We start from the raw sequence: 25,009 nt of genomic DNA, 5'->3' as shown, positions 1-25,009 counted from the left end.
CGAAACCGCATGATCAAACTAAGGCCCGCGATAGCGTAAGGCTTCCACCACGGCGGTGAGCGCAGGCGAATGGCGACGGCTGGGATAGTAAAGGTGGTAGCCGGAGAACCGGTCGCACCAGTCTTCCAGCACCCGGATCAGGCGACCGTCCGCAACTTGCGCCAAAATCGCGTCTTCAGGGACGTAGCACAAACCCAGACCATCGAGCGCCGAGTTAATCCGCAGGGCGAGATTGTTGTAGACCAACTGCCCATCGACCCGCACCTTGACCTCGCGGCTGTCTTTTTCGAACTCCCAGGCGAACAGCCCGCCATAGGTTGGAAGGCGCATATTGATGCAGTTATGGCCCGTCAGTTCCTGCGGCGTCTGTGGTATTGACCGCTCACGGAAATAGTCGGGAGACCCCACAACGGCCATCCGCATGTCCGGCGCGATGCGGACGGCGATCATATCCTTGGCGACCTGCTCCCCCAGCCTGACCCCGGCATCGAAGCGTTCCGCCACGATGTCGGTCAGGCCGTAGTCGACGATGATCTCGACATTGACCTCCGGATGATCGCGCAGGAGCGGCGCGAGCGCCGGTTCCAGAACCGACACCGCCGCATGCTCTCCGGCCGTAATCCGAACGGTGCCGGCGGGACGATCCCTAAGCGCGGTCAATGCCTCCAGTTCAGATGTAATTTCCTCCAGCCTCGGTGCCAGAGTACGCAACAGGCGCTCGCCCGCCTCGGTCAGTGAGACGCTGCGGGTGGTCCGCGTCAGCAAGCGCAGACCCAGCCGCTCCTCCAAAGCGCGCACCGTCTGGCTCAGGGCGGATTGCGACACGCCGATTTTCGCCGCCGCACGCGTAAAGCTCTGTTCGCGCGCTACCTGAGCAAAGGCGGCAAGATCGTCGAAACTGGGCGTCGGCATTCATTAGGCTTTCTAATAATAGCATCCCGATTATAGCGGCTAATCAAAATTGTCCAGCGCGACTAGGTTACGTCCGGATCAGTACAAAGGATATGGATATGCAGACCAGAACGCTTGGAACTCTCGGCCTGAAGGTGTCCGCCCTCGGCTTCGGCTGCATGGGCCTGAACTTCGGCTACGGCACGGCCGTGTCAAATGACAAAGGCATCGCCCTGATCCGTCAGGCGGTCGAACGCGGCGTGACTTTCTTCGATACCGCCGAGGTGTATGGCCCCTTCACCAACGAAGAGATGGTAGGCCAAGCCTTGCGCCCGGTGCGTGACGACGTGGTCATCGCCACCAAGTTCGGTTTCAACATCGTGGATGGCAAACAGGCCGGGTTGAACAGCCGCCCCGACCATATCCGCGCCGTCGCCGAGGCCTCGCTGAAGCGCCTCGGTGTCGAGGTCATCGACCTCTTTTACCAGCACCGTGTCGATCCCGACATACCCATCGAAGACGTCGCCGGGGCCGTCAAAGACCTGATCGATGCCGGCAAGGTGCGTCACTTTGGCCTGTCCGAACCGGGGGCCGCCACGGTGCGCAAGGCTCACGTCGTGCAGCCCGTCACGACCCTGCAGAACGAATATTCGCTATGGACGCGCGGCCCGGAGACCAACGGCATCCTTGAGACCTGCGAAGAACTCGGCATCGGCCTAGTCGCCTATAGCCCGCTCGGCAAGGGCTTCCTGACCGGCGCCATGTCGAAAGATACGACTATCGCCAAGGGCGATTTTCGCGCCAGCCTGCCGCGCTTCACGCCCGAGGCCATGCAGGCTAATCAGGCTCTGGTCGATCTGCTCAGGCGCATCGCGCAAGCAAAGACCGCGACACCGGCCCAGATCGCGCTCGCCTGGCTGATGGCGCAAAAACCGTGGATCGTGCCGATCCCCGGCACAACCAAACTGCACCGGCTCGAAGAAAATCTGGCCGCCGCCGAGGTCGAACTGACACCTGCCGACCTTGCCGACATCCAGACCGCGGCTGCCGCTATCACCGTCGAAGGGGACCGCTACCCGGCCCATCTCATGACGACGGTGGGGCGCTGAGATGCAAAACGTCACCCTCAATAATGGCGTGACCATGCCGATGCTGGGCTTCGGCGTGTTTCAAATCCCCGATCCCAAAGACTGCGAGCGCTGCGTTATCGACGCGATCGACGGCGGTTATCGGCTGATCGATACGGCGGCTTCCTATCTCAATGAAACCGCCGTCGGCGCGGGTCTGAAAAACAGCGGCCTTGCCCGGTCCGACCTTTTCGTGACCAGCAAGCTGTGGGTGCAGGACACGGGCTACGACAGGACGCGCGACGCCATCGACGGCTCGCTAAGGCGCCTCGGTCTCGACTATCTCGACCTCTATCTTATCCATCAGCCGTTCGGCGACGTCCACGGGTCGTGGCGGGCGATGCAGGACGCCTATCGGGGTGGGAAACTCAGGGCCATCGGCTTGAGTAATTTCCACCCCGATCGCCTGATGGATATCAAGGCCTTCAACGAGATCGCCCCCGCCGTTAATCAGGTCGAAATCAACCCGTTCAAGCAGCAGGTTGACAGCGTGCCCTTCATGCAAGGCATCGATGTTCAGGCTGAGGCCTGGGCACCGTTCGCCGAAGGACGCAACGGTTTGTTCGAGACTCCGGTCCTGACGGAGATCGGTCAGAAATATGGAAAGTCGGTCGGCCAGGTCGTCCTGCGCTGGCTGGTGCAGCGGCATATCGTTGTCTTGGCCAAATCCGTTCGCAAGACGCGCATGGCCGAAAATCTGGCCGTGTTCGACTTCGCGCTCGATGAGGCGGATATGGCGCGGATCGCCATGCTCGATACCAATACTTCAAGTTTCTTTTCTCACCGCGACCCCGAAATCGTCAAATGGATGAGCGAGCGCAAGCTCGACATCTGACGGCCCCTCACAGGAGACCGACATGACCGACCTGCCCTCGAACGCCGCCTCACCCCATCGCCGCCAGATCCTGTTCGGTGCTGCCGTCGCAGGTGCCGCGCCGCTGGTCGCGCCTGCCGGAGCGCAGGCGGTCGCGAGCAACATCAGCCGTCCGGGTCGTCGCAAGCTCGGCACCCTCGAAGTTTCCGCCGTGGGGATCGGGGTGCAGAATATGAGCCGTACCTATCAGACGACGATCCCCAGCCGCCCGGAGATGCACAACATCATTCGCAAGGCCTTCGATAACGGCGTGACCTTTTACGATGCCGCCGAAGCCTACGGCCCGCATGAGGTCGAGCGCATTCTGGGCGAAGGCGTGCAGCCGTTCCGCGACCAGATCGTCATCGCCACCAAGTTCGGCTGGAACATCGATCAGGCCACGGGTCAGCGTTTGCCGGGACTGAACAGCCGCCCCAACCATATCAAGGTCGTCGTCGACAACATGCTGAAACGCCTGCGCACCGACCGCATCGACCTGCTCTATCAGCATCGCGTCGATCCCGCCGTGCCGATCGAAGACGTGGCCGGCGCCATTAAGGACCTGAAGCAACAGGGCAAGGTGCTGCACTGGGGCCTGTGCGAGATGGGTTTGAATACGCTGCGTCGGGCGCACAAGGAACTGCCGGTCAGCGCGGTGCAGAGCGAATATTCCATGCTGTGGCGCGGACCTGAAACGGAGGTCCTCGGGGTCTGTGAGGAACTCGGTATCGGTTTTGTGCCGTGGAGCCCGTTGGGCGTCGGCTTCCTGACCGGTGCCATAGATGAGCGCACTGCCTATGCCGACGGCGATATCCGCAAAGGCGAAACTCGTTTTGCCAGAGAGAATCTGCCCAACAATCTGAAGCTGGTCGCCCTCCTCAAGACCTGGGCCGAGCGCAAGCAGACCGCCCCTGGCCAGATCGCCCTCGCGTGGTTGCTCGCTCAGAAGCCGTGGATTGTCCCCATTCCGGGGACCACGCAAATGGCGCATATGCTGGAAAACACCGGCGCGGCGAACCTCACCTTCACCGCTGCCGAGCGCACGGAACTGAACGCCGCCGTTGCCGCCGTCGCGGTGCAGGGCGCTCGTCTGCCCGAAGGCGTGCTGCGCTTCTCTAATGTCGAGGCCCCGGTGAAAGGTTAAGCCATGACCGATCTGTCAAGACGCGCGCTGTTGACAATGCCGATCGTGCTGTCAGCCTGTTCGCCCGTGGCATCGGAGGCTAGTGACATGCCCAAATCGAAGATACTCGTGGCCGTCTTCACCCGTTCCGGCAACACCAAGGTGATTGCTGGAACGGTACAGCGCGACCTGTCGGCGGACCTGTTCGAAATCCAGCCGAAGACGCCTTACCCCGACGATTACGAAGCCACCGTCGAACAGGCCCGGATCGAACGCGACAAGGATATCGAACCGCCCCTACTCAGAACCGTGACGGACTTCGACCGTTACGGAAAAATCTATCTCGCCTTCCCCATCTGGGGTGAAACCGCCCCGCCCATCATTCGGTCATTCCTGAAGACACACGATACGTCGGGCAAGATCATCCGACCCATCATCACGCACGGCGGATACGGGCTTGGCAACAGCCTCATTATGCTTAAAACTCATGCGCCCAATGCGCAGATCGAACCACCTTTCGTCATGGAGGCCGATCAGGAGCGGCGCACGCTCACCCAAGTCCGAGTATGGCTTGGCCAACTCGCTGAAAATTAAAGTCCGGAATTCTCAATCGCGCCCATTCCGGACATTCTAGCTCTCACATGTGAATGCAAAAAGGGGACATAGCTTAGGTATCAGGGCGCGGCGGAATTCGACGCATCTGGAATCCAATTTTGGATTGTTCAAAGCCAGCTCCGAGATAGAACTGGATCGTTTCTGGTTTCTTTGATCCTGTCATAAGCATAACTTTGTAGCAGTCTGCTTTTAGTGCGATATCGCTGGCATAATGTAGAAGCTGACGTCCAAAGCCATGGTTTCTAAAATCGCGATGTGTCACGACATTCTCTAACAAGCCATAAGGCCTGCCACCGCGAGTTAAGTTCGGCACAACAACTAACGTACACGAGGCGACCAACTGGCCGGCCACTTCCCCAACAATAATTTCACTACCTTGATATGTAAGGAATTTTTCGAAAATTTCCTCCGCGACTGTCAGCAAGGGCTTCTCATCCCCTTCGGACAGATGCTGATATAGGTCTATCAGAGAGGTTAAGTCGGACCGACCAGCTGACCGTATTTTTAGAGATGTGGCATTCATTTCATCAACCTGCATTAGGTAGAGGACATGCGCAAGGTCGTCACGAGTTGATCTTTACCGCGCCCATTGCGGACATTTTGGATTGAACACGCTTCCTATCCCAATGCGGACATTCAAAACACCTGCAAGCCTGTTGACGAAGCTCGGAATCCGTCCTCAAATATCTTCAGGGCGCGGCGACTTCGCGCTGGGGATATCAGTAATTGACCTGGTTGCGTGACATAGATCGTTGGTTTTGTGCGGAAATTTCTCCCTATGAAAGCCAATATACAGCACTGGCGATGCGCCTGACCGGCACGATCGACAATGCCCGCGACCTTGTCCATGATGCCTATGCTCAGGTTTTGTCGCAGGAAAAATGGCGTCAGATCGACAATCCGCGCGCCTATGTGATGCGCACGATCTATAATCTCGGCCTCAACAGCATTCGGCGCGCGCGCGTGGTCTCAATGCAACAGCTTGCCGACGCTGACGCCATTACGCAGGTCGATATTTCGCCCGATGCCTTCGACACCTTTTCCGACCGCGAAGAACTGGGGCGAGTGCTGGCCGCCGTCGAGCAACTGCCGCCTCAATGCCGCAAGGTCGTGGTCATGCGCCGCATCGAGGACCTGCCCCCACGCGAGGTCGCCCGCCGCCTGAATCTCAGTTTGTCGACCGTCGAAAAGCATCTGGCGCGCGGGTTGGTGCTTCTGGCGGACCTGCTCGATGCCGAACCCGAGGTGACGGTTCCGTTGAAAACCACGCGTCCTGCGCGAATGACATCTTTCCAAGCCTGGCAATCGCGACTATTAAGGCGCTAAGAATTAGACAGGGCCAATGACACAAGGGATCTGGGCGTGACATCCGGCGACACATCGCGGCAAACGCTTATGGAGACCGCCGCCCTGTGGCAGGCGCAGCTTGATTCCGGCAGCGCCGACCGTGACGCCTTCGAGGCCTGGCGCGCCGCCGATCCGCGTCATGCCGCCGCCTTTGCCCGCTTGTCCGGCGTTCTGCATCAGATCGATCGCGCCAAAAAGGCCCATCCCGCCCGCCGTCCGGTGTCCGCGCCCCTGCCCTCGCGCCGACGCGTTCTCATGACCGGCGGCGGACTGGCGGCTGCCGGTTTGGCCGGTGCGGTGTTCCTGCCCTCTCTGGCGCGCGCCCGGGTGCGCACCGATATCGGCGACCATAAACGCCTCAGCCCCGGTTACGGCCTGAACCTCGATATCAATACCCTGTCGACTGTGTCGTGGATAACCGGCGACGAGCGTCAGGTGTGGCTGGAACGCGGAGAAATGGCGATCACCGTGCTGGCCGGAGCCCCGCCGTGCCGGATAACCGGTGGCAAGGGCCGCCTGACCCTGGTCAGCGGCACACTGAATGCCCGTCTGCGCGGTGAAACGCTCGATCTGATGGTCATGGACGGCGACTGCGTGATCATCCCCGACCGCACACCGGTCGTCGAGACCGGCCCGACGGGGACCGTCGGTCAGCCCCTCACGGTCAAGGCCGGACACGCGATCATGGCGACCGGCACGGCCATACGCGTTCGCCCGGTCAATGAAGGCGACGTCGAATTCACCGCCGCCTGGCGCAAGGGCGAACTGATCCTCGACGGGCAGACCCTCGGCACGGCGGTGGATGAATATAACCGCTATCTGAAAAACCACATCCTGATCGCCGATCCGCAACTGGAGAGCCTGCGGCTGGGCGGGCGGTTCGATACACGCAATCCTGACGACTTTTTGTCGGCCCTGAATGCCGGTTTTGGCATCCACGCCGTGCGCGAACCGAATGGCGCCATTATCCTGACGAAATAAATATCTCGTCTATAGAGCCACTTAACAGAAATATGAATTTTTTGCAGCGCAGCACTAGCGGTTTGCGGCGGCTAATATGTCTTTACCATGACACTGCGGCTGTGCGCGGTAGTTACATGTTAGAATCGCGCATTTAATCCGAAACATCGTTCGGCGGAGCCAAAAACCGCTGCACACTTTTCGGAATGCGCTCAAAATCGCGCACCCGTATGCGCGCTGCACCTTGGGGATATATATGCTGAAACACACACTCAAGCGCGGAGGCTCTGTGGCCGCGCTCGCTTTGGGCCTGAGCCTGATGACCGTCGGTATGGCAGCGTCCGCCGCCGAAGCGCCGAATCCCGTTATAGCCTTCAATATTCCGGCCCAGAACGCCGCCAAGGCGCTGAACGACTTCGCCCGTCAGGCCCATGTTCAGCTGCTTTTTCCCTATGACGCCGCCGCCCGAATCAAGGCCGCGCCGCTCAAGGGCAGCTATACCCGCGATGAGGCCCTGAGCCGACTTCTCTCCGGCACCAATTTCGAGATCGCCAAGGTCACCGACACCACCATCACCCTGCGCGAAAAGCCTGTTGCGGAGGCGTCAGACGCCCGCCCCCAGTCCAGTGAGGACGTGCAGGAGGTCGTGGTCACCGGGTCGCGCCTCCGCCGTCCGACCTTCGACAGCCCCATCCCGCTGGTCGAGATCGACAACGCCATTCTGGCCGAAGAAGGCTATATGGATATCGCCGAGGCCCTGACCGACATTCCGGGCATCGATCAGTCGGCCAGCCTCACCAATGGTCAGTCCTCGACCCAGACCAACGGTATCTCGACCATCTCGCTGCGCGGCATGGGCTCGAACCGTACCCTGACCCTGATCGACGGCCACCGCACAGTGTCGAACGTCGGCAACAGCAACACCGTGTCGCTGTCGACCATCCCTGCGGCCTTCGTCGATAAGATCGAAGTGACGACCGGCGGCGCCTCGGCGGTCTACGGCTCCGATGCTATCGCCGGCGTCGTCAATATCAAGACGATCTCCCGCTTCGACGGCATCCGCGTCCGCGCGGTCAAGGGCCTGACGCAGGACGGCGGCGGTGGGTCGAGCGAAGTTGCCTTCCTCGCCGGCACCTCGTTCCTCGACAAGCGCCTGCAACTGATGATCGGCGCCAACCACGAAGAGCAGGAAATCCTGCGCGCCTCCGACCGCGACTGGGCACTGGTCAATTCGGTCTATTCGCAGACGACCAACCTGCTGACCGGACCCGACGTCTCCAGCTACACTTTCGGTGGCCGCTTCCAGACCTCGACCAGCTCGACCGCGACGAAATACTATTTCGACGAGACGAGCGGCACGGCCTACAAGACCGGCTTCGTCACCGCCACCAACGGCGTCGATCTGCGCCCTGAAGGCACGCTAATTGCGCCGCGCACCAGCGACAACTTCGCGGTCAAGGCGACTTACGATTTCGGTAACGACCTGATCCTCAAGGGTCAGGTACTCTATTCGACGATCGACACCGCCGGGACGCGCTATACCCCCAGCGCCTATTACAACACCACCTACGGCGTCAACGACGAATACACTGTCGGCCGCATGAACAAGGCCAACCCCTATCTGGCGCTCTATCCGACGCTCCAGACGGCGACACCGACCGCCGGTCTTTACTGGTATCGCCGCTTCGGTGAAGTCGGTGTTATGACGATCAACAACACGCGTGAAACCCTGCGCGGCATGTTCAGTCTTGAAGGCAAGACCTTCGGCGGCAACTGGGACTGGGACCTCGGCTATTCGTTCGGCAAGTTCGAGCAGGATCAGTACCGCTCGAACGGCCTGAACTACGAGAATCTGTCCTACGCCATGAAGGCGACGACGGTAAACGGGCAGATCGTTTGCCTCGATACGACCGCCCGCGCCAATGGCTGCGTGCCGGTCAATCCGTTCGGCGTCGGCTCGATCAGCGTGGCGGCGGCCAACTATATCCGCGCCAATGCCTGGTATCATTCGGAAAACGAACAGGAATCGATCACCGGAAACCTGACCGGCACCCTGTTCGAACTGCCCGCCGGTCCGGTGGAAACCGCTTTTGGCTTCGAAGTGCGCCGCGACTCGACCAAGACCCAGACCGACGACCAGACCGAACGCGGTGTGACCAGCTACGCTTACATCCCCCGCTATGAGGGCGAAGTGAAGGCCAGCGAAGTCTATGCCGAAATCGCCGTGCCGCTACTGCGCGACGCGCCGTTCGCCTACCGCCTGAATGTCGATGCCGCCGTGCGCGCCGCCAAATACGACCTGAGCGGCGTGGACAACACCCTCAGCTATCGTGCGGGTCTGCAGTGGGCGCCGGTCAAGGGCCTGAATTTCCGCACGACGTTCGCCCGCGCCCAGCGCGCGCCGAATATCACGGAGCTGTACTCGCCGCCGCGCGACGACTACGAAACGGTCGTCGATCCGTGTTCGGGCGTCACCGCCACGACGACCGGCACCGTGGCTCAGAACTGCCGCAGCAATGCCGGGATCGCCGCTGAAATCGCCGCCAACGGCGTTTTCACGCAGGATTCGAGCAGCATCAATACGCCGAACAGCGGCAATCTGGACGTCAAGGAAGAAACTGCCGACACGATCACCGCCGGTGTCGTGTTCAGCCCGTCCTTCCTGCCGCGTTTCCAGGCCAGCATCGACTATTACGATATCAAGGTCGAGGGCGTGATCGCCTCGCTGCAAACCTCGACCATCCTCGGTTCGTGCTATGCGGACGCGTCGGGTACAAACAACCGCTTCTGCGGCTTCGTGTCGCGCGATTCCGAAGGCCAGTTGACCCGCATCGTCAATAAGGTCGATAACCTTGACGAGATGCGCGCCCGTGGCGTCGATGTGGCCGTGGCCTACCGCTTCGACCTCGATCAGTGGCACGTGCCGGGCCGCTTCGACGTGCGTGTGAACTACAACCGCCGCCTCGAACTGGAAGAAAGCTATCAGGGCCTGAACGGTCTTGAGGTTGACGACTGGGTTGGCGAAGTCGGCGGTGCCGAGCATCAGGCTCAGGGCAGCCTGGCCTGGAACAACAAAGGCCTGCAACTGAAGTGGACGGCCAACTATATCGGCGAGGTCGTGGACTCCAACGAGCGTCTGGCCGCCGTCAAGGCCGCCGGTACGGTCAACCCGCTGTACCTCTATCTCGGCGCCTATACGCGTCACGACCTCAGCTTCAGCTACAAGCCGAACACCAACAAGGCGCTGAAGGTTTTTGGTTCGATGCGCAACGTGTTCGACGAATACGGCCCCTACCTGCCGTCCGGCACGGATTCGGGCAACGACTTCAACTATTCGTCGATCTACGGCGTGACGGGACGGTCGTTCAGCATCGGCTTCCAGGTTGATTTCTAAACCACCTAGTTAAGCCCCCGCTCGACCGGCGGGGGCTTTTTTCTCAAGCGCATCCCAAAAAGTGTCCAAGATGCTTTCAGGCGGTTTTTGGATTCGGATGTGCGTCAAACATCACTGAACATCGTTATGCTACCTAAGGAACTCTTATGCGTTCGCTTTGCCTTGTCCTGCTCCTGTCCGTCAGCCTGCCCGCCCTTGCCATCGCCACGCCTGACCCCGCAGCCGCTACCGCCGAACTGCCGCGCGCCCAAGCACGTATGATGACCGCGGTCGATCTCCTCAGCCTGCAACGAGCCTCCGATCCGAAGATATCGCCGGACGGACAAACCGTTCTGTACCGCGTCAGCACGGCGGACTGGAAAAAGAACAAGGTCACCCTGTCGCTGTGGCGCGCCAAAGCGGACGGTACAGAGCCGCGCCTTATGGTAGAGGACGGCGGTTCGGACCTGACGTGGTCGCCGGACAGCCGCCATTTCGCCTTCGTCGCCAAACGCGGCGAGGATAAGGCCTCGCAGATCTACGTCATGTCGCTCGACGGCGGCGAAGCCAAGCGCCTGACCGATAGCGCAAAAAATGTCGGCAATCTCAAATGGTCCGACGACGGGCGTTTTATCTATTTCACCGCTCAGACGCCTGACTCCAAGACCGACAAGAAACGTATCGCCGACAAGGACGACATGTTCGCCTTCGAAGAGCCGCGCGGGCGCAATACGCTGCGCCGCGCCGATGCCGTCACGGGGAAATTGCATACCCTTGTGTCGGGCGATTTCGATGTGAAGTCCTATGATGTCGCAGCTAATGGCGAGACCGTCGCCTATGTCCGCGCGCCGTCGCGGCTGCTCGATGACGGACAGTTCGGCGAAATCTGGCTGCACACCGGCAAGGGCGCGGACCACCGACTGACCGACAATAATTATGGTGAGAGTGGCGTGAAGATCGCGCCGGACGGCAAGACGATCCTGTTTCTGGCCAATGCGAAGGACGGGCGTTATGGCACGGTCAACACCAACCTGTTCGTGCTCGACGCGACCTCTAAGGCCATCACAGAACTCGGCACCCGCACAACGAATGCGCCCGCCGAAGAGCCAGGATGGGAAATCGAAAGCGCCGCTTTTGCGCCCGATGGCAAGAGCGTCTTTTTCACCGCCAACGAAGGTGTGCGGTCCACGCTGAACCGCGTCCCGGTCACCGGCGGTGCGTGGACGATTCTGATCACCGGCGACAGTGTGGTGTCGGATTTCGACGTTGCGTCCGGTAGCGGCCGTCTGGCCTATATCCAGTCCTCGGCCATGCAACCCGCCGAACTCTACGCGCTCGATCCGGCGAAAAAGCCGGTTCAGGTTTCGCATCTGAACGACAATTTGGCCCAACGCTTCCGCCTGCCGAAACAGGAGGCCGTGCAATGGACCGCGCCGGACGGACAAAAGCTTGAGGGCCTGATCACCTATCCGCTCGATTATGTGGCGGGCAAGGCCTATCCCCTAATCGTCCAGAGTCACGGCGGCCCGCGCAGCGTCGATCAGTTCAATATCTTCAGCTATGGCCGCCTCAATCCGCTGCTGGCGGCGCACGGCATCATGACCCTGAGCGTCAATTATCGCGGCGGGACGGCCTATGGCGACACCTTTCTGCAAGGGATGAACGGCGGCTATTTCAAATATGCCGATAAGGATGTCCTGTCAGGCGTCGACGAGCTGATCAAGCGCGGTCTGGCCGATCCGGAACGTCTGGGGACGATGGGCTGGAGCGCGGGCGGGCACATGACGAACCGCCTGATCACCACGACCAACCGCTTCAAGGCGGCGGCGTCCGGCGCGGGCACGGTGGACTGGACGTCGATGTACCTGACGTCCGACACGCGCTGGCAGCGGCAGGAATGGTTCATCACCCCGCCCTACGGCACGACGGCGCGGCGCGACCTCTATGAGGAATATTCGGCTCTGTCGCGCCTCGACAAGGTGACGACGCCGACCCTGATCATGGCCGGGGCCGAGGACGACCGCGTCCCGACCCAGCAGTCGATCATGCTCTATCGTTCGCTCAAGATGCTGGGGGTGGAGACAGAACTTTACCTCGCGCCGCGCGAACCGCATAACTTCGCCGAACTGCGCCACCGCCTGTTTCAGGTCAACAAGCACATGGACTGGTTCCTCAAACACCTGACCGGCGAGACCTATATGTGGGATAAGGCGCCTGACGTAAAAGCGGATGACCTCGACACCCTTTGAACGGTCTCACGACCGCTGGTCACGCAACGCATCTCCACCCTGGAGCCTATTGGAGACATGGAGTCGAATCCAAGAGGGCATGCCCGAAACTGACACCATTTTTGACCTGCCTGCCACCAATGAAAAAGGCATGTTAACAGAGCCCCTCTTTTTAGCTTTTTGGCGTGCCTTAAGCGCCCAAAGCGGTCATTCTGAATCGTACAAGCGTCACCGTCTGAAAACGGACATTTGCTCTTAATCTTTATGTCTGGCAGGGATCGTTTGCATAACCCCGATGTGCCGGTCTATGGATAGGACACGCGCAACGGCGCGCCAACTGGACTCCGGTGTAACCTTTTCTGTCATGTCAACGTATAGTGCAGAGGAATGGCGATCCCTGATGCGTGACGCACAAGGCGGGGACGCGCGGGCGTATCGCGCGCTGCTCCTGTCTTTACGTCCCTGGCTGTTGTCCTATTTCAAGCGCCGCCTGAGAGGGGGCGATGTCGAAGATCTGGTACAAATGACTTTGTTGAGTTTACACGAAAAGCGTCACACCTACGATCCGCAGGCGGCCTTCATGCCGTGGATCGCGGCGGTCGCCCGCCACAAGCTGATCGACTATGTGCGCAAGGCCGGACGACGCGTGCATATCGAACTGACCGAGGATCTGGGTCTGGCCGATGGTCTGTCGACGGAACTGGCCCATCGCGATGTCACCGTACTGCTCGCTCAGTTGCCCGCCGAGCAGGCCCGCTTCATATCGCTGCAAAGGATCGAGGGGCTGACGACCGACGAAATTGCGACCAGCACCGGAAAGAACCCGTCCGCCGTGAAGGTCTCCATCCATCGCGGGCTGAAGAAATTGCAGGCACTGGTCGGTGTCAAAAACAGCGGAGTGGCCGATGAGTGATCCGCACGACGACCTGATCGATTCGCTTGCATCCGGGTTGACGCCGACGCGACCGCTGGTGGATTCGCGCCTGTGGCTGGGGACCATGTTCGGTCTGGTGCTAGCGATCCTCTATGTGTCCGTTGTCTTCGGCATCCGGCCCGAACTCAAAGGGCTATGGGGCGGCCAATGGCCGGACGCCTTTACACCCATAGGCAAGCCGCTGTTGTTTCTCTTGCTGGGCCTGACCTCGCTTTGGACCGTCACCCGACTGTCGCGCCCTCAGGGGGAAATGAAGCTCGCCTATTGGCTCCCGGTCGCCGCCGCTCTGAGCCTGACCCTGTTCAACATGACGCTCGAACTGGCGCGCGACGGCTGGCAGGTCTCGGCTCAGCAGCTGAATGGTGGCGTGGTCTCTTGCTTTTCGACCATACTGTGCGGCGGTCTGGCGGGTTTGGCGGTGTTGTGGCGCTTCTGGCTGCGCCGGGCGGCAACGACCTATCCTACGGCTCTGGCCGCCATAAGCGCTCTGATGTGCGCCTCGCTGATGGCATCGGCCTATGCGCTTCACTGCAATATGGACGCTCCGGTCTATATCGTCCTGATCTATGGTCTGGCCGTAGCTCTCTTCACCGGAGTCAGCACGCTTGCCGGGCGCCGTCTCCTGAGCTGGTAACGACACCCCTCAAAAAATCTTTCTCCAGCGATGTAACCCACAGCGGGCCTGCGGCGTAATCCTCAACATGGCCGCCCGAGGGGCGAGACCATTTAACCGCTGCAAGGAGATCGATAATGACCCATCTGAAGACTGGCATCGCTGCCGCTGCCGTTCTGGCGCTCGTGTCGGGCGCGGCCATCGCCGCCGACAAGAAGCCGATGGAAACCGAAAAGTGCTACGGCATCGCCAAGGCTGGCCAGAACGACTGCAAGGCGGGGGCCGGGACCACCTGCGCCGGCACGTCCAAGGTCGATTACGACGGCAAGGCCTTCAAGTCCGTCGCCAAGGGCACCTGCGTCACGATCAAGACTCCGAAGGGCATGGGCTCGCTGATGCCCAAGGCTTAAGTCGCGGACCGGAGGTGCACCATGCCCCCTCACCCGACCGCCGGTATCGGCCTGAAACCCGAGCATTATGCCGACGCTGCCGACGACCGGCGGGACGGGCTGTGGTTCGAGGTGCATCCGGAAAACTACATGGTGGATGGCGGGCCGCGTCTGGCCTGGCTGGAACGCATACGCGCCCGTCATCCCCTGTCTCTGCACGGTGTCGGCATGTCGCTGGCCGCCGATGAAGGCCCCGATGCAGGACACCTCGCGGCCCTGAAACGACTGATCGACCGCTTCCAGCCGTTTGTGGTGTCCGAGCATCTGGCCTGGTCGAAACGGCGGGGCGCCTATGCCCCCGATCTTTTGCCGTTCCCCAGAACCAGAGCCGCCCTCGACCGCATCGCCCGTAATATCGATCAGGCCCAGTCCGTCCTGAAGGTTCGTTTGCTGATCGAAAATCCCTCGCTCTACATGCCTTTGTCCGGGCATCAGATGTACGAAGTCGAGTTCCTGATCGCCCTTGTTCGAAAAACCGGCTGCGGTCTTCTGGTCGACGTCAATAATGTCCACATCAGCGGCCATAATTTGGAGTACGACGCAACGCAGTACCTCGATAGATTACCGGCGGAAGCCATCGGCGAAATCCATCTCGCCGGACACGACGTCGATCCCGGTCGCAGCGGATTGCTGATCGACACCCACGCCGCGCCCGTGTCGGACAGCGTATGGAACCTCTATGACCGGCTGATCCGTCGCATAGGCCCTCGCCCCACCCTGATCGAGCGCGACGACCATATTCCCGCCTACGACGTTCTGATGATGGAGCGCGACCGCGCCCACCAGCGTCTGGTCGATGAATATGTACAGGATCCGGCCCATGCCTGAACCGGATCTCTTTCTTGACGCCTTTGCGGAAGCCTTGTCCGGTCATGACAACGCCTTGTTGCCGTGGTGGCCCGACCGCACGCGGGGTCTGGAAGGCCTGAGCGTCTATCGCAATACCGTGGCCAAGGGGCTGTCGGACGCCCTCATCGCCTCATACCCCTCCGTCGAGACCATCGTCGGTGCGGATTGGCTGCGCGAAGCCGCGCAGGTGTTCGCCCGAGATATCCCGCCCGTGTCAGGCGTGCTTGTCGATTACGGAGCGGCCTTTGCGGACTGGCTGGGTGGTTTTGCACCCGCGTCGTCGATGCCGTTTCTTCCCGGTCTGGCGCGGCTTGACCGGATGTGGACCGAAGCGCATCTGGCGGCAGATGCCCCTGCATTCGATCCGCAAACCCTAATGGCCCTGTCGGCGGAACGCTTCGATGAGGTCCGGCTGTCACTCATGCCTTCGGTGCGCCTGGCCCGTTTCGCTACGTCCCTGCCGGACCTCTGGCAGGCTTTGCGCTTTCAGGCCCCCGCCGATGTGCTGGAACTGGGCGATGCGCCGCAGTCGATCCTGATCTGGAGACCTTTCGACGCGGTCAGGTCCAGGGTTCTCTGTCCGGCGGCGTCGGCCTTCCTTGACGCCTGCCACCGCGGCGACAGCCTCGCGCAGGCGGCGGCATCGGCCCGGACCTGCAACCCGACCGGGGACCTGTCTGCATGCTTTGCCGACCTGATCTCGCTCAATGTCTTTACCACACTCATTCCCCTTGAGGACACGCACAATGACCGCGCCCGCTTCGTCTAAGCCTGCCGCTCTGGCCCTTATCAATGCTTTGGGCCTCGTGTTTCAGCGTCGTATCCCGGACAATGTCATCCTTCTGACCAGCCGGGTCGCCGTCGCCAGCATATTTTTCCTGTCCGGACGAAGTAAGGTCGATGGCGTTCTGCATATTACCGACGGCACCTATGCCCTGTTCCAAGACGACTATCGTCTGCCTCTGATCCCGCCGGACATCGCGGCGCATCTGGCGACCTACGCCGAACACGCGTTTTCAATTCTGCTGGTGCTTGGACTATTCACCCGGTTTTCGGCGCTGGCCTTTCTCGGCATGACCGCGGTCATCGAAATCTTCGTCTATCCCGACGCTTGGCCGACTCATCTGAGCTGGGCCGCCTTGTTAGGGCTGCTGATCGCCCGTGGTGGCGGAAACTGGAGCCTTGATCGAAAATTCGGCATCACGTGATATCGGCCCTGAATCGACCACTTGTCTTTGAACGGGAAGAGGCAAAATTTCAGCCTCTATACGCGATCTATACATGCTCGCACCTCAATTATACGCCAGCTATATGCGCCCTGTTATATCTGGCGGGCCTCGTTCCTGAATCCCGGAGGGGCTCTGTGTTTATCCTTTACATCCTTAGCGGTGCGGCATTCTTTGCCCTGTGCATCGCCTTTGTCGGTCTTGCCGACCGTCTGCGCGAGAGCGGCTCATGACGGCGCTCTACCTTATCGCCGGTGGCGTGGTCATCGCCCTTACGGCCTATCTGATCATCGCCCTGATCAAGCCGGAACTGTTTCCTTAACAGAGCGCATTGGCTGCGCCGAACTTCGTTTCCAAATAACATAATCTTCGGAGAACCGACATGATGTTCGGTATCACGGTCAATAGCTGGTTGCAGCTTGGCCTCTATATGTGCGCGCTCACGGCTCTGGCGGTGCCGCTGGGCGCGTTCATGGCGCGCGTCCTTTCGGGCGAGCGCCATTTCCTGTCCCCGGTGCTTGGTCCGATCGAGCGGCTGATGTTCGCCCTGTGCGGCGTCAGGCCCGATGAGGAGAGCAACTGGAAAGGCTATGCGCTGGGGGTGATTTCATTCTCGCTGGCCGGTTTTCTCCTGCTCTTCGTCCTGCTGATGACGCAGGCTTGGGGCCCTCTCAACCCGCAGGGCATGGCCAATCTGACGCCAGACCTCGCCTTCAATACGGCGGTCAGCTTCGTCACCAATACCAACTGGCAATCCTACGCCGGTGAAACGACGATGAGCTATTTCAGCCAGATGGTCGGGCTGACGGTGCAGAATTTCGTCTCCGCTGCCGTCGGCATCGCCGTCCTCGCCGCCCTGATCCGCGGGCTGTCGCGCCAAAGAGATAATATGGCGACGGACAAGGTCGGCAATTTCTGGGCCGACATGATCCGGGTTAATCTCAATATCCTGCTGCCGCTGGCCCTTATCGTCACGGTGGCGCTGGCGTCTCAGGGCGTGATCCAGACCTTCGACGCCTATGCCACGGCCAAGACGCTGGAAGGTACGGATCAGGTCATCGCTCTGGGGCCGGTCGCGTCGCAGGAAGCGATCAAGATGCTCGGCACCAATGGTGGCGGCTTCTTCAACACCAACTCGGCGCATCCGTTCGAAAATCCGACGCCCCTCAGCAACTTCATCGAAATGCTGTCGATCCTGATCATTCCGGCGGCCCTGTGCTTCACCTTCGGTCGCATGGTCGGCGACCGGAAGCAGGGTGTGGCCATCTTCGCCGCCATGACGCTGGTCTTCGTGCCGTTCACCGTGGCCGCCATCGGCTTTGAGCAGTCGGGTAACCCGCATCTGGTCGCCACCGGAGCCGATACCGCCGCCAACATGGAAGGTAAAGAAACGCGTTTCGGCATCACCAATTCCGCCATCTGGGCCGCGGCGACGACCGCCGCCTCGAACGGTTCGGTCAATGCTATGCACGACTCGTTCACGCCGCTGGGTGGCATGGTTCCGATGCTGCTGATGAAGTTCGGCGAAGTCATCTATGGCGGCGCAGGCTCAGGCCTTTACGGCATGCTGGTCTTCGTCGTCTTGACTGTCTTCATCGCCGGGCTGATGGTCGGGCGCACGCCGGAATATCTGGGCAAGAAGATCGGTGCCTATGAGATCAAGATGGCCTCGATCGCCGTGCTGCTGCCTTGCGCCTTCGTGCTGATCGCCACCGCCGTCGCGCTGCTGACCCCGTGGGGACAGGCGGGCATCTATAATCCCGGCGCGCAGGGCTTCTCCGAAGTCCTCTATGCGGTTACCTCGGCCTGCAATAATAACGGTTCGGCCTTTGCGGGCCTGAGTGCGAACACGCCCTTCTACAATACGCTGCTGGGGGTGTGCATGCTGTTCGGACGGTTCTTCGTCCTTCTGCCGGTTCTGGCGATTGCCGGATCGCTGGCCGCCAAGAAAACCGTACCGGTCTCCGCAGGCACCCTGCCCACCCATACACCGCTGTTCATCGGCATCCTGATCGGCGTCATCGTGCTGGTCGGCGTCCTGACCTATGCCCCAGCACTGGCGCTGGGCCCCGTGGTCGAACACATTCTCATGATCAAAGGCTAAACGGCCATGTCCACCCCTACGCAAACCCATAAGACCGATATCATGTCGGCCGTGCTTCAGGCCTTTATGCGCCTCGATCCGCGCTATCAGATCCGCAACCCCGTCATGTTCCTCGTCTGGGTCGGATCGGTGGTCACCACCCTCGTACTGGCCATCATGTTCGCCCAGCCGGACCATGTCATTGGCGGTGGCCAGCCCGCATGGTTCGTCGGCCTGATCTGCTTTTGGCTGTGGTTCACCGTCCTGTTCGCCAACTTCGCCGAAGCCCTCGCCGAAGGGCGCGGCAAGGCGCAGGCCGACAGCCTAAAAAAAGCCCGCCGCGACGTGTCGGCCAAAAAGCTGGACAAGTCGAAGACACAGACCGTCGTCGCGGCCAATACCCTGCGCAAGGGCGACATGGTCATCATCGAAGCGGGCGACGTCGTCCCCGCCGACGGTCAGGTCATCGAAGGCATTGCCTCGGTCGATGAAAGCGCCATCACCGGCGAATCCGCTCCCGTCATCCGCGAATCCGGCGGCGACCGCGACGCGGTGACCGGCGGGACGCGTGTCCTCAGCGACTGGCTGATCGTGCGCGTCACCGCCGATCCGGGCGAGAGCTTCCTCGACAAGATGATCGGCCTGGTCGAATCGGCCAAGCGCCAGAAGACCCCGAACGAAATCGCCCTGTCGATCCTGCTCGCGGCCCTGACGCTGATCTTCCTGATGGCCTGCGCCACCCTCCTGCCCTTCTCGTTGTTCAGCGTCGAGCGCGCCGGTTCGGGCGTGGTGGTGTCGATCACGGTTCTGATCGCCCTGTTGGTCTGCCTGATCCCCACAACCATCGGCGGGCTTTTGTCGGCCATCGGGATTTCGGGGATGCAGCGCCTGATCAAGGCCAATGTCATTGCCACCTCGGGCCGTGCGGTCGAAGCCGCGGGCGACGTCAATGTCCTGCTGCTCGACAAGACGGGCACCATCACCTTCGGTAACCGTCAGGCGGTGGAATTCATCCCCTCCAATCAGGTCTCGGTCCAGCAGCTGGCCGAAGCCGCCGAGCTGTCGTCGCTGGCCGACGAAACCCCGGAAGGCCGCTCGATCGTCGCTCTGGCGCGCGGTCAGTTCGGTTTGCCAGAACGCACCGCCGCCGATGTCACCGCCGAGTTCATCCCCTTCTCCGCCGAACAGCGCGTGTCGGGCATCGTCATCAACGAGCGCCATATCTTCAAGGGCGCGGGCGATGCGATCAGCAAACTGGTCTCGCGCAAAGGCGGCTCTATGCCCGCCGAAGTCACCGCTGCCGTCGAGGAGATCGCGAAGAAAGGCGGCACACCGCTGATCGTTGCCGAAGGGCCAAAGGTTCTGGGCGTCATCTACCTGAAAGACATCGTGAAACCCGACATCAAGGCGCGTCTGGCCGAGCTGCGCAAGATGGGCATCAAGTCGATCATGATCACCGGCGACAACCCGCTGACCGCTGCCGCCATCGCCTCTGAAGCCGGGGTCGACGACTTCATGGCCGAGGCGACCCCCGAAGCCAAGCTCAAATACATCCGTAAAATGCAGGAAGGCGGCGAGATGGTCGCCATGGTCGGCGACGGCACCAACGACGCCCCGGCTCTGGCGCAATCCGACGTGGCCGTGGCGATGAACTCCGGCACGCAGGCGGCCAAGGAAGCCGGGAACATGGTCGATCTCGATAGTGATCCGACCAAGCTGATCGAGATCGTCGAGATCGGCAAACAGCTTCTGATGACGCGCGGGGCGCTGACGACGTTTTCCATCGCCAATGACCTCGCCAAGTATTTCGCCATCATCCCGGCGGCCTTTGCGACCACCTATCCGGCGCTCGGTCTGCTCAATGTCATGGGCCTGTCGTCGCCGCAAAGCGCCATCCTGTCGGCGGTCATCTTCAACGCCATCATCATCGTGGCTCTCATTCCGCTGGCGCTGAAAGGCGTCAAGTACCGGGCGGAATCGGCATCGAACATGCTGACGCGTCATGCGTTCATCTATGGCGTCGGCGGTATCATCACCCCGTTCATCGGCATCAAGCTCATCGACCTCGGCCTGACGGCGGCGGGGCTAAATTAAGAAAGCAAGACACCCCACCACCACGCCTTTCAGGCGCGGCCCCCCTCCCCGCCAAAGGCAGGGAGGTATAAGAAACGCCCCCTTTATACCTCCCCAGCTTGCTGGGGAGGGGGACCGCACGAGATGACCGAAGGTCAGCGAGAGGTGGTGGTGGGGGTTCTTCGATCAAAGGACTCACACCATGTCACTCGATTCCCAAATCCGCCCCGCCGTCATATCGCTGGGCCTGTTCACGCTCCTCCTGGGTGGAGCCTATCCCCTCGCCTCGACCGCTCTGGTCGGCGCATTATTTCCCAACCAATCGGCGGGCTCGCTGATCAGGCACGGCGACACCGTCATCGGCTCGCGCCTGATCGGGCAGAACTTTACCCAACCACAATATCTGTGGGGCCGCCTGTCGGCCACCGGCCCCGCGCCGTACAATGCCGGTGCTTCGTCGGGTTCGAACCTTGGCGTCAATAATCCGGCCCTGCTAGACGCATCGAAAGCCCGCCTAGACGCGTTGAACGTGTCCGGCCCCGTGCCGGTCAATCTGATGACCGCCTCAGGCTCCGGCCTCGACCCGCACATCAGCCCCGCCGCCGCCGCCATTCAGGTGCCGCGCATCGCCGCCGCGCGTAACCTGCCCGAAGACCGCATCCGCGCGGCCATTGCCGCCTCGACCGAAGACCGGACATTCGGAATCCTCGGCGAAGCGCGCGTCAATGTGTTAGAGGTCAATCTCAGACTCGACGGCAAGTTTAAGTGACCCCCGATACCCGACCCGACCCCGATAAACTGCTCGCCCTCGTCGGTAACGACGGGGGCGACAGTGCGCGCCGGCGCGGGCGTCTGAAAATCTTCTTCGGTGCCAATGCCGGAGTGGGCAAGACCTACGCCATGCTGTCCGAAGCCCGCCGTTTACACAGTGACGGCCACGACGTCCTGATCGGGGTGGTCGAGCATCATGGCCGCGCCGAGACTCAGGCCCTGATCGAGGGTCTGCCGATAATGCCCCGCCGCGAGGTCGTCCATCGCCATGTCCATCTGTCCGAATTCGACCTCGATGCGGCGCTGAGCCGCAAGCCCGCGCTCATTCTGATGGACGAATATGCCCACACAAATGCGCCCGGTTCGCGCCACCCCAAACGCTGGCAGGACGTCGAGGAACTGCTCGACAACGGCATCGACGTCTGTACCACGCTTAATGTGCAGCATCTGGAGAGCCTCAACGACGTCGTGGCGCGCCTGACCGGCGTCTGGGTCAAGGAAACTGTGCCCGACGCGGCCTTCGATGCGGCGGACGAGATCGCCCTGATCGACATCCCCCCCGACGAACTGCTGAAACGCCTGTCCGAAGGCAAGGTCTATGTCACGGACGGGGCACACACTCGCGCTGCCGACAATTTTTTCAGAAAGGCCAATCTGGGCCGCCTGCGCGAGATCGCACTGCGTCGCGCCGCCGAACGCGTCGACGCCCAGAACGACGCCCTGAGCGCGGCCATGGGCCAGTCGGAAGCCGCCACCGGCGACAAGATACTGGTGCTGGTCGGTCCCGATCCCTTGTCGGCCCTGCTGATCCGCCACACCAAGCGCATGGCCGACCGGTCACGCGCCCCGTGGTATGCCCTGTACCTTCAGACCGACCGGCACGAGACCTTATCCGACAATGCCCGCCGCCGTGTAGAAACCCATCTGCGACTGGCCGAACGGCTGGGGGCGCGCGTCGTCAGGCTCAACGCCGGTCGCGCGGCGTCCTCCATCCTGACCTATGCGCGGCAAAACGGCTTCACGCGGCTGGTGCTCGGCCACACGACACAGCCTTGGTGGCGCAGCCTGTGGGGCGGGCAATCCCTGTCACAGAAGCTGATCGCTCAGGGCGCGGGCCTTGAGATCATCACGCTCAATGCCGACACGCCGACGGAGGCCAAGGACACCGGATCACGCTTCCGCCTGACCACCTCGCCGCGCGACTACCTCATCGCCACGGCCATCACCGGGGTCGCCACCGCACTGGGGGTACCGTTCCGCGCGGTGATCGATCCCGACAGCTTCATCATGCTGTACATCACCGGTGTCGTCGTCACGGCAGCGCGCTACGGTATCGGTCCGTCGCTGTTCGCCTCGGTCCTGTCGGTCTGCGCCTTCAACTGGTTCTTCGTGCAGCCCTATTACAGCTTCACCTTCGACAATGTGAGCTACGCCCTGACCTTCGCGGTGATGCTGACGACCTCGCTGATCGTCGGCTCCCTGACGGCGCGTCTGTCGCTGCACGCCCGGCTGGCCCGGCGCAGCGAAGCGGAAACGCGACTGCTCTACGACGTATCGCGCGCCCTGTCCTCGGTCAGCACACCCGAAGCCATCGGTCAGGTTGCTCAACGCCAGTTACAACCGGCCTTCGACGCGGACATCGCTCTGTGGCACGATGGCGTACAAATCACCGGTGAGCCCATAGGTGACCCGCGCGAACTCGGGGCTATGCAATGGGTCGCCCAGAACCGGCAAATCGCCGGCCGCGACAGCGACACCCTGCCCACCGCGCAGGGCCTTTACCTGCCCCTCGCGCTGGAGGGCACCCGCCTCGGAGTCTTGTCGCTGACACCGAAGGACCGCACGCGGCAGTTCAGCGGGGCCGAACATCTGGTCTTCGAGACGGTGGCCAGCCTGATCGGCGGGGCGCTGCAACGCGCCCGCCAGACCCAGATCGCCGAAACCTCGCGCGTCGAGAGTGAAAACGAGAAACTGCGCAACGTGTTGCTGGCTTCGCTTTCGCACGACCTCAAGACGCCGCTGACCGTCATGAACGGCGCGGTCGGCACACTGCTGAAAATGCGTAAAAAACTGCCGCGTGAGGCGGTCGACGAATTAACGGCCTTGTGGAACCATCTGACGCGCTTGCAGAAATTCGTCAGCAACCTCCTGCGCATGGCCGCCCTGACGTCGGGCCAGTTGAAGCTGAATTTCGAGCCCTACCTTATTCAGGAAGTCGCCGGTGCCGCCCTGGCTCGCATCGACGCGCAAAAAGGCCAGCGCCGCCTCCAGACCCAGACCATCGGCACAGTGCCCATGGTCCGCATCGACGGGGCTCTGATCGAGCAGGTGCTGATCAACCTGCTGGAAAACGCCATCGCTCATACGGCAGACGACGGCCTGATCAGCCTGACGTTCGAGACCGACGCCGACCGGGTGCGCGTGCGCATCAGCGATAACGGTCCCGGCCTCAAGCCCGGCGAAGAAGACCGTATCTTCGAAAAGTTCTACACCTACGGCCAGCAAACCTCTGATAGACAGACTGAAAGCACCGGTCTAGGCCTCGCCATCTGCAAGGCGATTGTCGAAGCCCACGGCGGCCTGATCTATGCCAAGAACAATCCATCTGGCGGTGCCAGTTTCATTTTCACCCTGCCTGTAGATTATAGATGACGACCGTCCTTATCATCGAAGACGAAACCGATATCCGGCGTTACCTGCGGGCCACCCTCACCGCGCAGGACTACGACGTACTGGAGGCGGCGACCGCGAAAGAAGGCCTGCAAAAGCTGACCCTCAACCGGCCCGATCTGGTCATTCTCGACCTCGGCCTGCCGGACAAGGACGGGCAGGACTTTATCCGTACCGTGCGCGACTGGAGCCGGACGCCGATCATCGTCCTGTCGGCGCGCGAACACGAGACGGACAAGGTGACGGCGCTGGAAAACGGCGCCGACGATTACCTGACCAAGCCCTTTTCGCCCGCCGAACTGCTGGCGCGGCTCAAGGTCGCGCTGCGTCACGCCACCCCCGCGCAAACCCCGGTCAGCGATGTCTTCAAACATGATGGCCTGACCGTCGACCAGACCAACGCTCAGGTCTGGCTCGACGGTCAGGAAATCCACCTGACCCCGATCGAATTTCGCCTGCTGACCGCTCTGATCAAACACCCCGGCAAGGTGCTGACCCACGCGCAACTACTGAAAACCGTTTGGGGCCGTCATACGACCGAGCAGAACCACTATCTGCGCATCCACACCCAACACCTGCGCGAAAAGCTGGGCGACGACCCGCTGAACCCGCGCTTTATCCTGACACGTCCCGGTATTGGCTACGGCTTCAAGAGCTGACTTATAGTATATAAGGGCATTTATTTGGTTGTATTTATTTAGAAATGTGGGTGCGGGGGCCAGATTTGAACTGACGACCTTCAGGTTATGAGCCTGACGAGCTACCGGGCTGCTCCACCCCGCGTCACCAAGAATACGGGCGTATGAGCGCAGCCCGGTTTTTTT

At 61.3% G+C, this 25,009-nt stretch carries 22 protein-coding genes and 1 tRNA gene; 20 read left to right on the top strand and 3 right to left on the bottom strand.

Features of this window, described 5'->3' with window-relative positions; all coding sequences use genetic code 11:
- Window positions 1-18: 18 nt before the first annotated feature.
- Entirely contained in the window at window positions 19-912 is an 894-nt protein-coding gene (locus tag PQU92_RS13220) for a LysR family transcriptional regulator (RefSeq protein ID WP_272748703.1), read from the bottom strand.
- A 98-nt stretch (window positions 913-1,010) separates the two neighbouring features.
- On the opposite strand from PQU92_RS13220, the gene PQU92_RS13215 reads away from it, so the two are divergent.
- From PQU92_RS13215 to PQU92_RS13200, 4 genes are read left to right on the top strand one after another with little or no spacing between them, the layout of a single operon-like run.
- Window positions 1,011-2,000 (top strand): aldo/keto reductase, encoded by a 990-nt coding sequence (locus PQU92_RS13215; RefSeq protein WP_272748702.1) that lies wholly within the window; start codon window positions 1,011-1,013, stop codon window positions 1,998-2,000.
- Window position 2,001: 1 nt separating this feature from the next.
- Window positions 2,002-2,853 carry an aldo/keto reductase gene (locus tag PQU92_RS13210; RefSeq protein ID WP_272748701.1) on the top strand — a complete coding sequence of 284 codons (852 nt, stop codon included), beginning with the start codon at window positions 2,002-2,004 and terminating at the stop codon, window positions 2,851-2,853.
- Window positions 2,854-2,875: 22 nt separating this feature from the next.
- Window positions 2,876-4,015, top strand: coding sequence for an aldo/keto reductase (locus PQU92_RS13205; RefSeq protein ID WP_272748700.1), 1,140 nt, complete (start codon window positions 2,876-2,878; stop codon window positions 4,013-4,015).
- A gap of 3 nt (window positions 4,016-4,018) precedes the next feature.
- Complete coding sequence (locus PQU92_RS13200; protein WP_272748699.1) at window positions 4,019-4,588, top strand: flavodoxin; 570 nt, start codon at window positions 4,019-4,021, stop codon at window positions 4,586-4,588.
- Between the two features lie 73 nt (window positions 4,589-4,661).
- Here the strand turns inward: PQU92_RS13200 and PQU92_RS13195 are convergent, their stop codons facing one another.
- Window positions 4,662-5,132 carry a GNAT family N-acetyltransferase gene (locus PQU92_RS13195; protein ID WP_272748698.1) on the bottom strand — a complete coding sequence of 157 codons (471 nt, stop codon included), beginning with the start codon at window positions 5,130-5,132 and terminating at the stop codon, window positions 4,662-4,664.
- Between the two features lie 203 nt (window positions 5,133-5,335).
- Here PQU92_RS13195 and PQU92_RS13190 point away from each other — a divergent pair, with 203 nt between their 5' ends.
- The 16 genes from PQU92_RS13190 (at window position 5,336) to PQU92_RS13115 (ending at window position 24,844) form a co-directional block, all read left to right on the top strand.
- Entirely contained in the window at window positions 5,336-5,935 is a 600-nt protein-coding gene (locus PQU92_RS13190) for an RNA polymerase sigma factor (protein ID WP_368407112.1), read from the top strand.
- A 36-nt stretch (window positions 5,936-5,971) separates the two neighbouring features.
- A complete protein-coding gene (locus tag PQU92_RS13185) occupies window positions 5,972-6,937 on the top strand; it encodes a FecR family protein (protein ID WP_272748697.1) in 966 nt (321 codons plus the stop codon).
- Window positions 6,938-7,172: 235 nt separating this feature from the next.
- Window positions 7,173-10,310: a TonB-dependent receptor gene (locus PQU92_RS13180; protein ID WP_272748696.1), complete on the top strand. Its 3,138-nt coding sequence runs from the start codon at window positions 7,173-7,175 to the stop codon at window positions 10,308-10,310.
- A gap of 146 nt (window positions 10,311-10,456) precedes the next feature.
- Window positions 10,457-12,538 carry a S9 family peptidase gene (locus PQU92_RS13175; RefSeq protein ID WP_272748695.1) on the top strand — a complete coding sequence of 694 codons (2,082 nt, stop codon included), beginning with the start codon at window positions 10,457-10,459 and terminating at the stop codon, window positions 12,536-12,538.
- Between the two features lie 379 nt (window positions 12,539-12,917).
- Window positions 12,918-13,430, top strand: a complete 513-nt coding sequence (locus PQU92_RS13170) for a sigma-70 family RNA polymerase sigma factor (protein ID WP_272748694.1) — start codon at window positions 12,918-12,920, stop codon at window positions 13,428-13,430.
- Window positions 13,423-14,085 carry an NrsF family protein gene (locus PQU92_RS13165; protein WP_272748693.1) on the top strand — a complete coding sequence of 221 codons (663 nt, stop codon included), beginning with the start codon at window positions 13,423-13,425 and terminating at the stop codon, window positions 14,083-14,085. The genes PQU92_RS13170 and PQU92_RS13165 overlap by 8 nt, the downstream gene beginning before the upstream one ends.
- Window positions 14,086-14,201: 116 nt before the next feature.
- Window positions 14,202-14,474 carry a BufA1 family periplasmic bufferin-type metallophore gene (locus tag PQU92_RS13160; protein WP_272748692.1) on the top strand — a complete coding sequence of 91 codons (273 nt, stop codon included), beginning with the start codon at window positions 14,202-14,204 and terminating at the stop codon, window positions 14,472-14,474.
- Between the two features lie 21 nt (window positions 14,475-14,495).
- The gene (gene bufB, locus PQU92_RS13155; protein ID WP_272748691.1) at window positions 14,496-15,341 is read left to right on the top strand and encodes an MNIO family bufferin maturase; all 846 of its coding nucleotides are present in this window, start codon (window positions 14,496-14,498) and stop codon (window positions 15,339-15,341) included.
- Window positions 15,334-16,131, top strand: coding sequence for an HvfC/BufC N-terminal domain-containing protein (locus PQU92_RS13150; protein WP_272748690.1), 798 nt, complete (start codon window positions 15,334-15,336; stop codon window positions 16,129-16,131). Before bufB ends, PQU92_RS13150 begins: the two co-directional genes overlap by 8 nt.
- Window positions 16,109-16,570: a DoxX family protein gene (locus tag PQU92_RS13145; RefSeq protein ID WP_272748689.1), complete on the top strand. Its 462-nt coding sequence runs from the start codon at window positions 16,109-16,111 to the stop codon at window positions 16,568-16,570. Before PQU92_RS13150 ends, PQU92_RS13145 begins: the two co-directional genes overlap by 23 nt.
- A gap of 247 nt (window positions 16,571-16,817) precedes the next feature.
- On the top strand, window positions 16,818-16,910 hold the full coding sequence (locus PQU92_RS13140) for a potassium-transporting ATPase subunit F (RefSeq protein ID WP_272748688.1): 93 nt from the start codon (window positions 16,818-16,820) through the stop codon (window positions 16,908-16,910).
- Between the two features lie 60 nt (window positions 16,911-16,970).
- Window positions 16,971-18,692, top strand: coding sequence for a potassium-transporting ATPase subunit KdpA (gene kdpA, locus PQU92_RS13135; protein ID WP_438263825.1), 1,722 nt, complete (start codon window positions 16,971-16,973; stop codon window positions 18,690-18,692).
- Window positions 18,693-18,698: 6 nt separating this feature from the next.
- Window positions 18,699-20,765 (top strand): potassium-transporting ATPase subunit KdpB, encoded by a 2,067-nt coding sequence (kdpB, locus tag PQU92_RS13130; protein WP_272748687.1) that lies wholly within the window; start codon window positions 18,699-18,701, stop codon window positions 20,763-20,765.
- Window positions 20,766-20,946: 181 nt separating this feature from the next.
- Complete coding sequence (gene kdpC / locus PQU92_RS13125) at window positions 20,947-21,513, top strand: potassium-transporting ATPase subunit KdpC (protein ID WP_272748686.1); 567 nt, start codon at window positions 20,947-20,949, stop codon at window positions 21,511-21,513.
- The gene (locus PQU92_RS13120) at window positions 21,510-24,167 is read left to right on the top strand and encodes a DUF4118 domain-containing protein (RefSeq protein ID WP_272748685.1); all 2,658 of its coding nucleotides are present in this window, start codon (window positions 21,510-21,512) and stop codon (window positions 24,165-24,167) included. The genes kdpC and PQU92_RS13120 overlap by 4 nt, the downstream gene beginning before the upstream one ends.
- Window positions 24,164-24,844, top strand: a complete 681-nt coding sequence (locus tag PQU92_RS13115; RefSeq protein ID WP_272748684.1) for a response regulator — start codon at window positions 24,164-24,166, stop codon at window positions 24,842-24,844. The genes PQU92_RS13120 and PQU92_RS13115 overlap by 4 nt, the downstream gene beginning before the upstream one ends.
- Window positions 24,845-24,891: 47 nt before the next feature.
- Here PQU92_RS13115 and PQU92_RS13110 read toward each other — a convergent pair.
- Window positions 24,892-24,968, bottom strand: a tRNA-Met gene (locus PQU92_RS13110).
- Window positions 24,969-25,009 lie beyond the last annotated feature (41 nt).

It is taken from the genome of Asticcacaulis aquaticus (assembly GCF_028550415.1).
Lineage (GTDB): Bacteria > Pseudomonadota > Alphaproteobacteria > Caulobacterales > Caulobacteraceae > Asticcacaulis > Asticcacaulis aquaticus.
The sequence above is the reverse complement of the archived record's forward strand: the minus strand, read 5'-3'. Positions and strand labels throughout refer to the sequence as shown.

Coding starts and splice junctions, on each gene's coding strand:
- PQU92_RS13220 (WP_272748703.1), bottom strand. CDS start 912: ATGCCGACGCCCAGTTTCGACGATCTTGCCGCCTTTGCTCAGGTAGCG.
- PQU92_RS13215 (WP_272748702.1), top strand. CDS start 1,011: ATGCAGACCAGAACGCTTGGAACTCTCGGCCTGAAGGTGTCCGCCCTC.
- PQU92_RS13210 (WP_272748701.1), top strand. CDS start 2,002: ATGCAAAACGTCACCCTCAATAATGGCGTGACCATGCCGATGCTGGGC.
- PQU92_RS13205 (WP_272748700.1), top strand. CDS start 2,876: ATGACCGACCTGCCCTCGAACGCCGCCTCACCCCATCGCCGCCAGATC.
- PQU92_RS13200 (WP_272748699.1), top strand. CDS start 4,019: ATGACCGATCTGTCAAGACGCGCGCTGTTGACAATGCCGATCGTGCTG.
- PQU92_RS13195 (WP_272748698.1), bottom strand. CDS start 5,132: ATGAATGCCACATCTCTAAAAATACGGTCAGCTGGTCGGTCCGACTTA.
- PQU92_RS13180 (WP_272748696.1), top strand. CDS start 7,173: ATGCTGAAACACACACTCAAGCGCGGAGGCTCTGTGGCCGCGCTCGCT.
- PQU92_RS13175 (WP_272748695.1), top strand. CDS start 10,457: ATGCGTTCGCTTTGCCTTGTCCTGCTCCTGTCCGTCAGCCTGCCCGCC.
- PQU92_RS13170 (WP_272748694.1), top strand. CDS start 12,918: ATGCGTGACGCACAAGGCGGGGACGCGCGGGCGTATCGCGCGCTGCTC.
- PQU92_RS13165 (WP_272748693.1), top strand. CDS start 13,423: ATGAGTGATCCGCACGACGACCTGATCGATTCGCTTGCATCCGGGTTG.
- PQU92_RS13160 (WP_272748692.1), top strand. CDS start 14,202: ATGACCCATCTGAAGACTGGCATCGCTGCCGCTGCCGTTCTGGCGCTC.
- bufB (WP_272748691.1), top strand. CDS start 14,496: ATGCCCCCTCACCCGACCGCCGGTATCGGCCTGAAACCCGAGCATTAT.
- PQU92_RS13150 (WP_272748690.1), top strand. CDS start 15,334: ATGCCTGAACCGGATCTCTTTCTTGACGCCTTTGCGGAAGCCTTGTCC.
- PQU92_RS13145 (WP_272748689.1), top strand. CDS start 16,109: ATGACCGCGCCCGCTTCGTCTAAGCCTGCCGCTCTGGCCCTTATCAAT.
- PQU92_RS13140 (WP_272748688.1), top strand. CDS start 16,818: ATGACGGCGCTCTACCTTATCGCCGGTGGCGTGGTCATCGCCCTTACG.
- kdpA (WP_438263825.1), top strand. CDS start 16,971: ATGATGTTCGGTATCACGGTCAATAGCTGGTTGCAGCTTGGCCTCTAT.
- kdpB (WP_272748687.1), top strand. CDS start 18,699: ATGTCCACCCCTACGCAAACCCATAAGACCGATATCATGTCGGCCGTG.
- kdpC (WP_272748686.1), top strand. CDS start 20,947: ATGTCACTCGATTCCCAAATCCGCCCCGCCGTCATATCGCTGGGCCTG.
- PQU92_RS13115 (WP_272748684.1), top strand. CDS start 24,164: ATGACGACCGTCCTTATCATCGAAGACGAAACCGATATCCGGCGTTAC.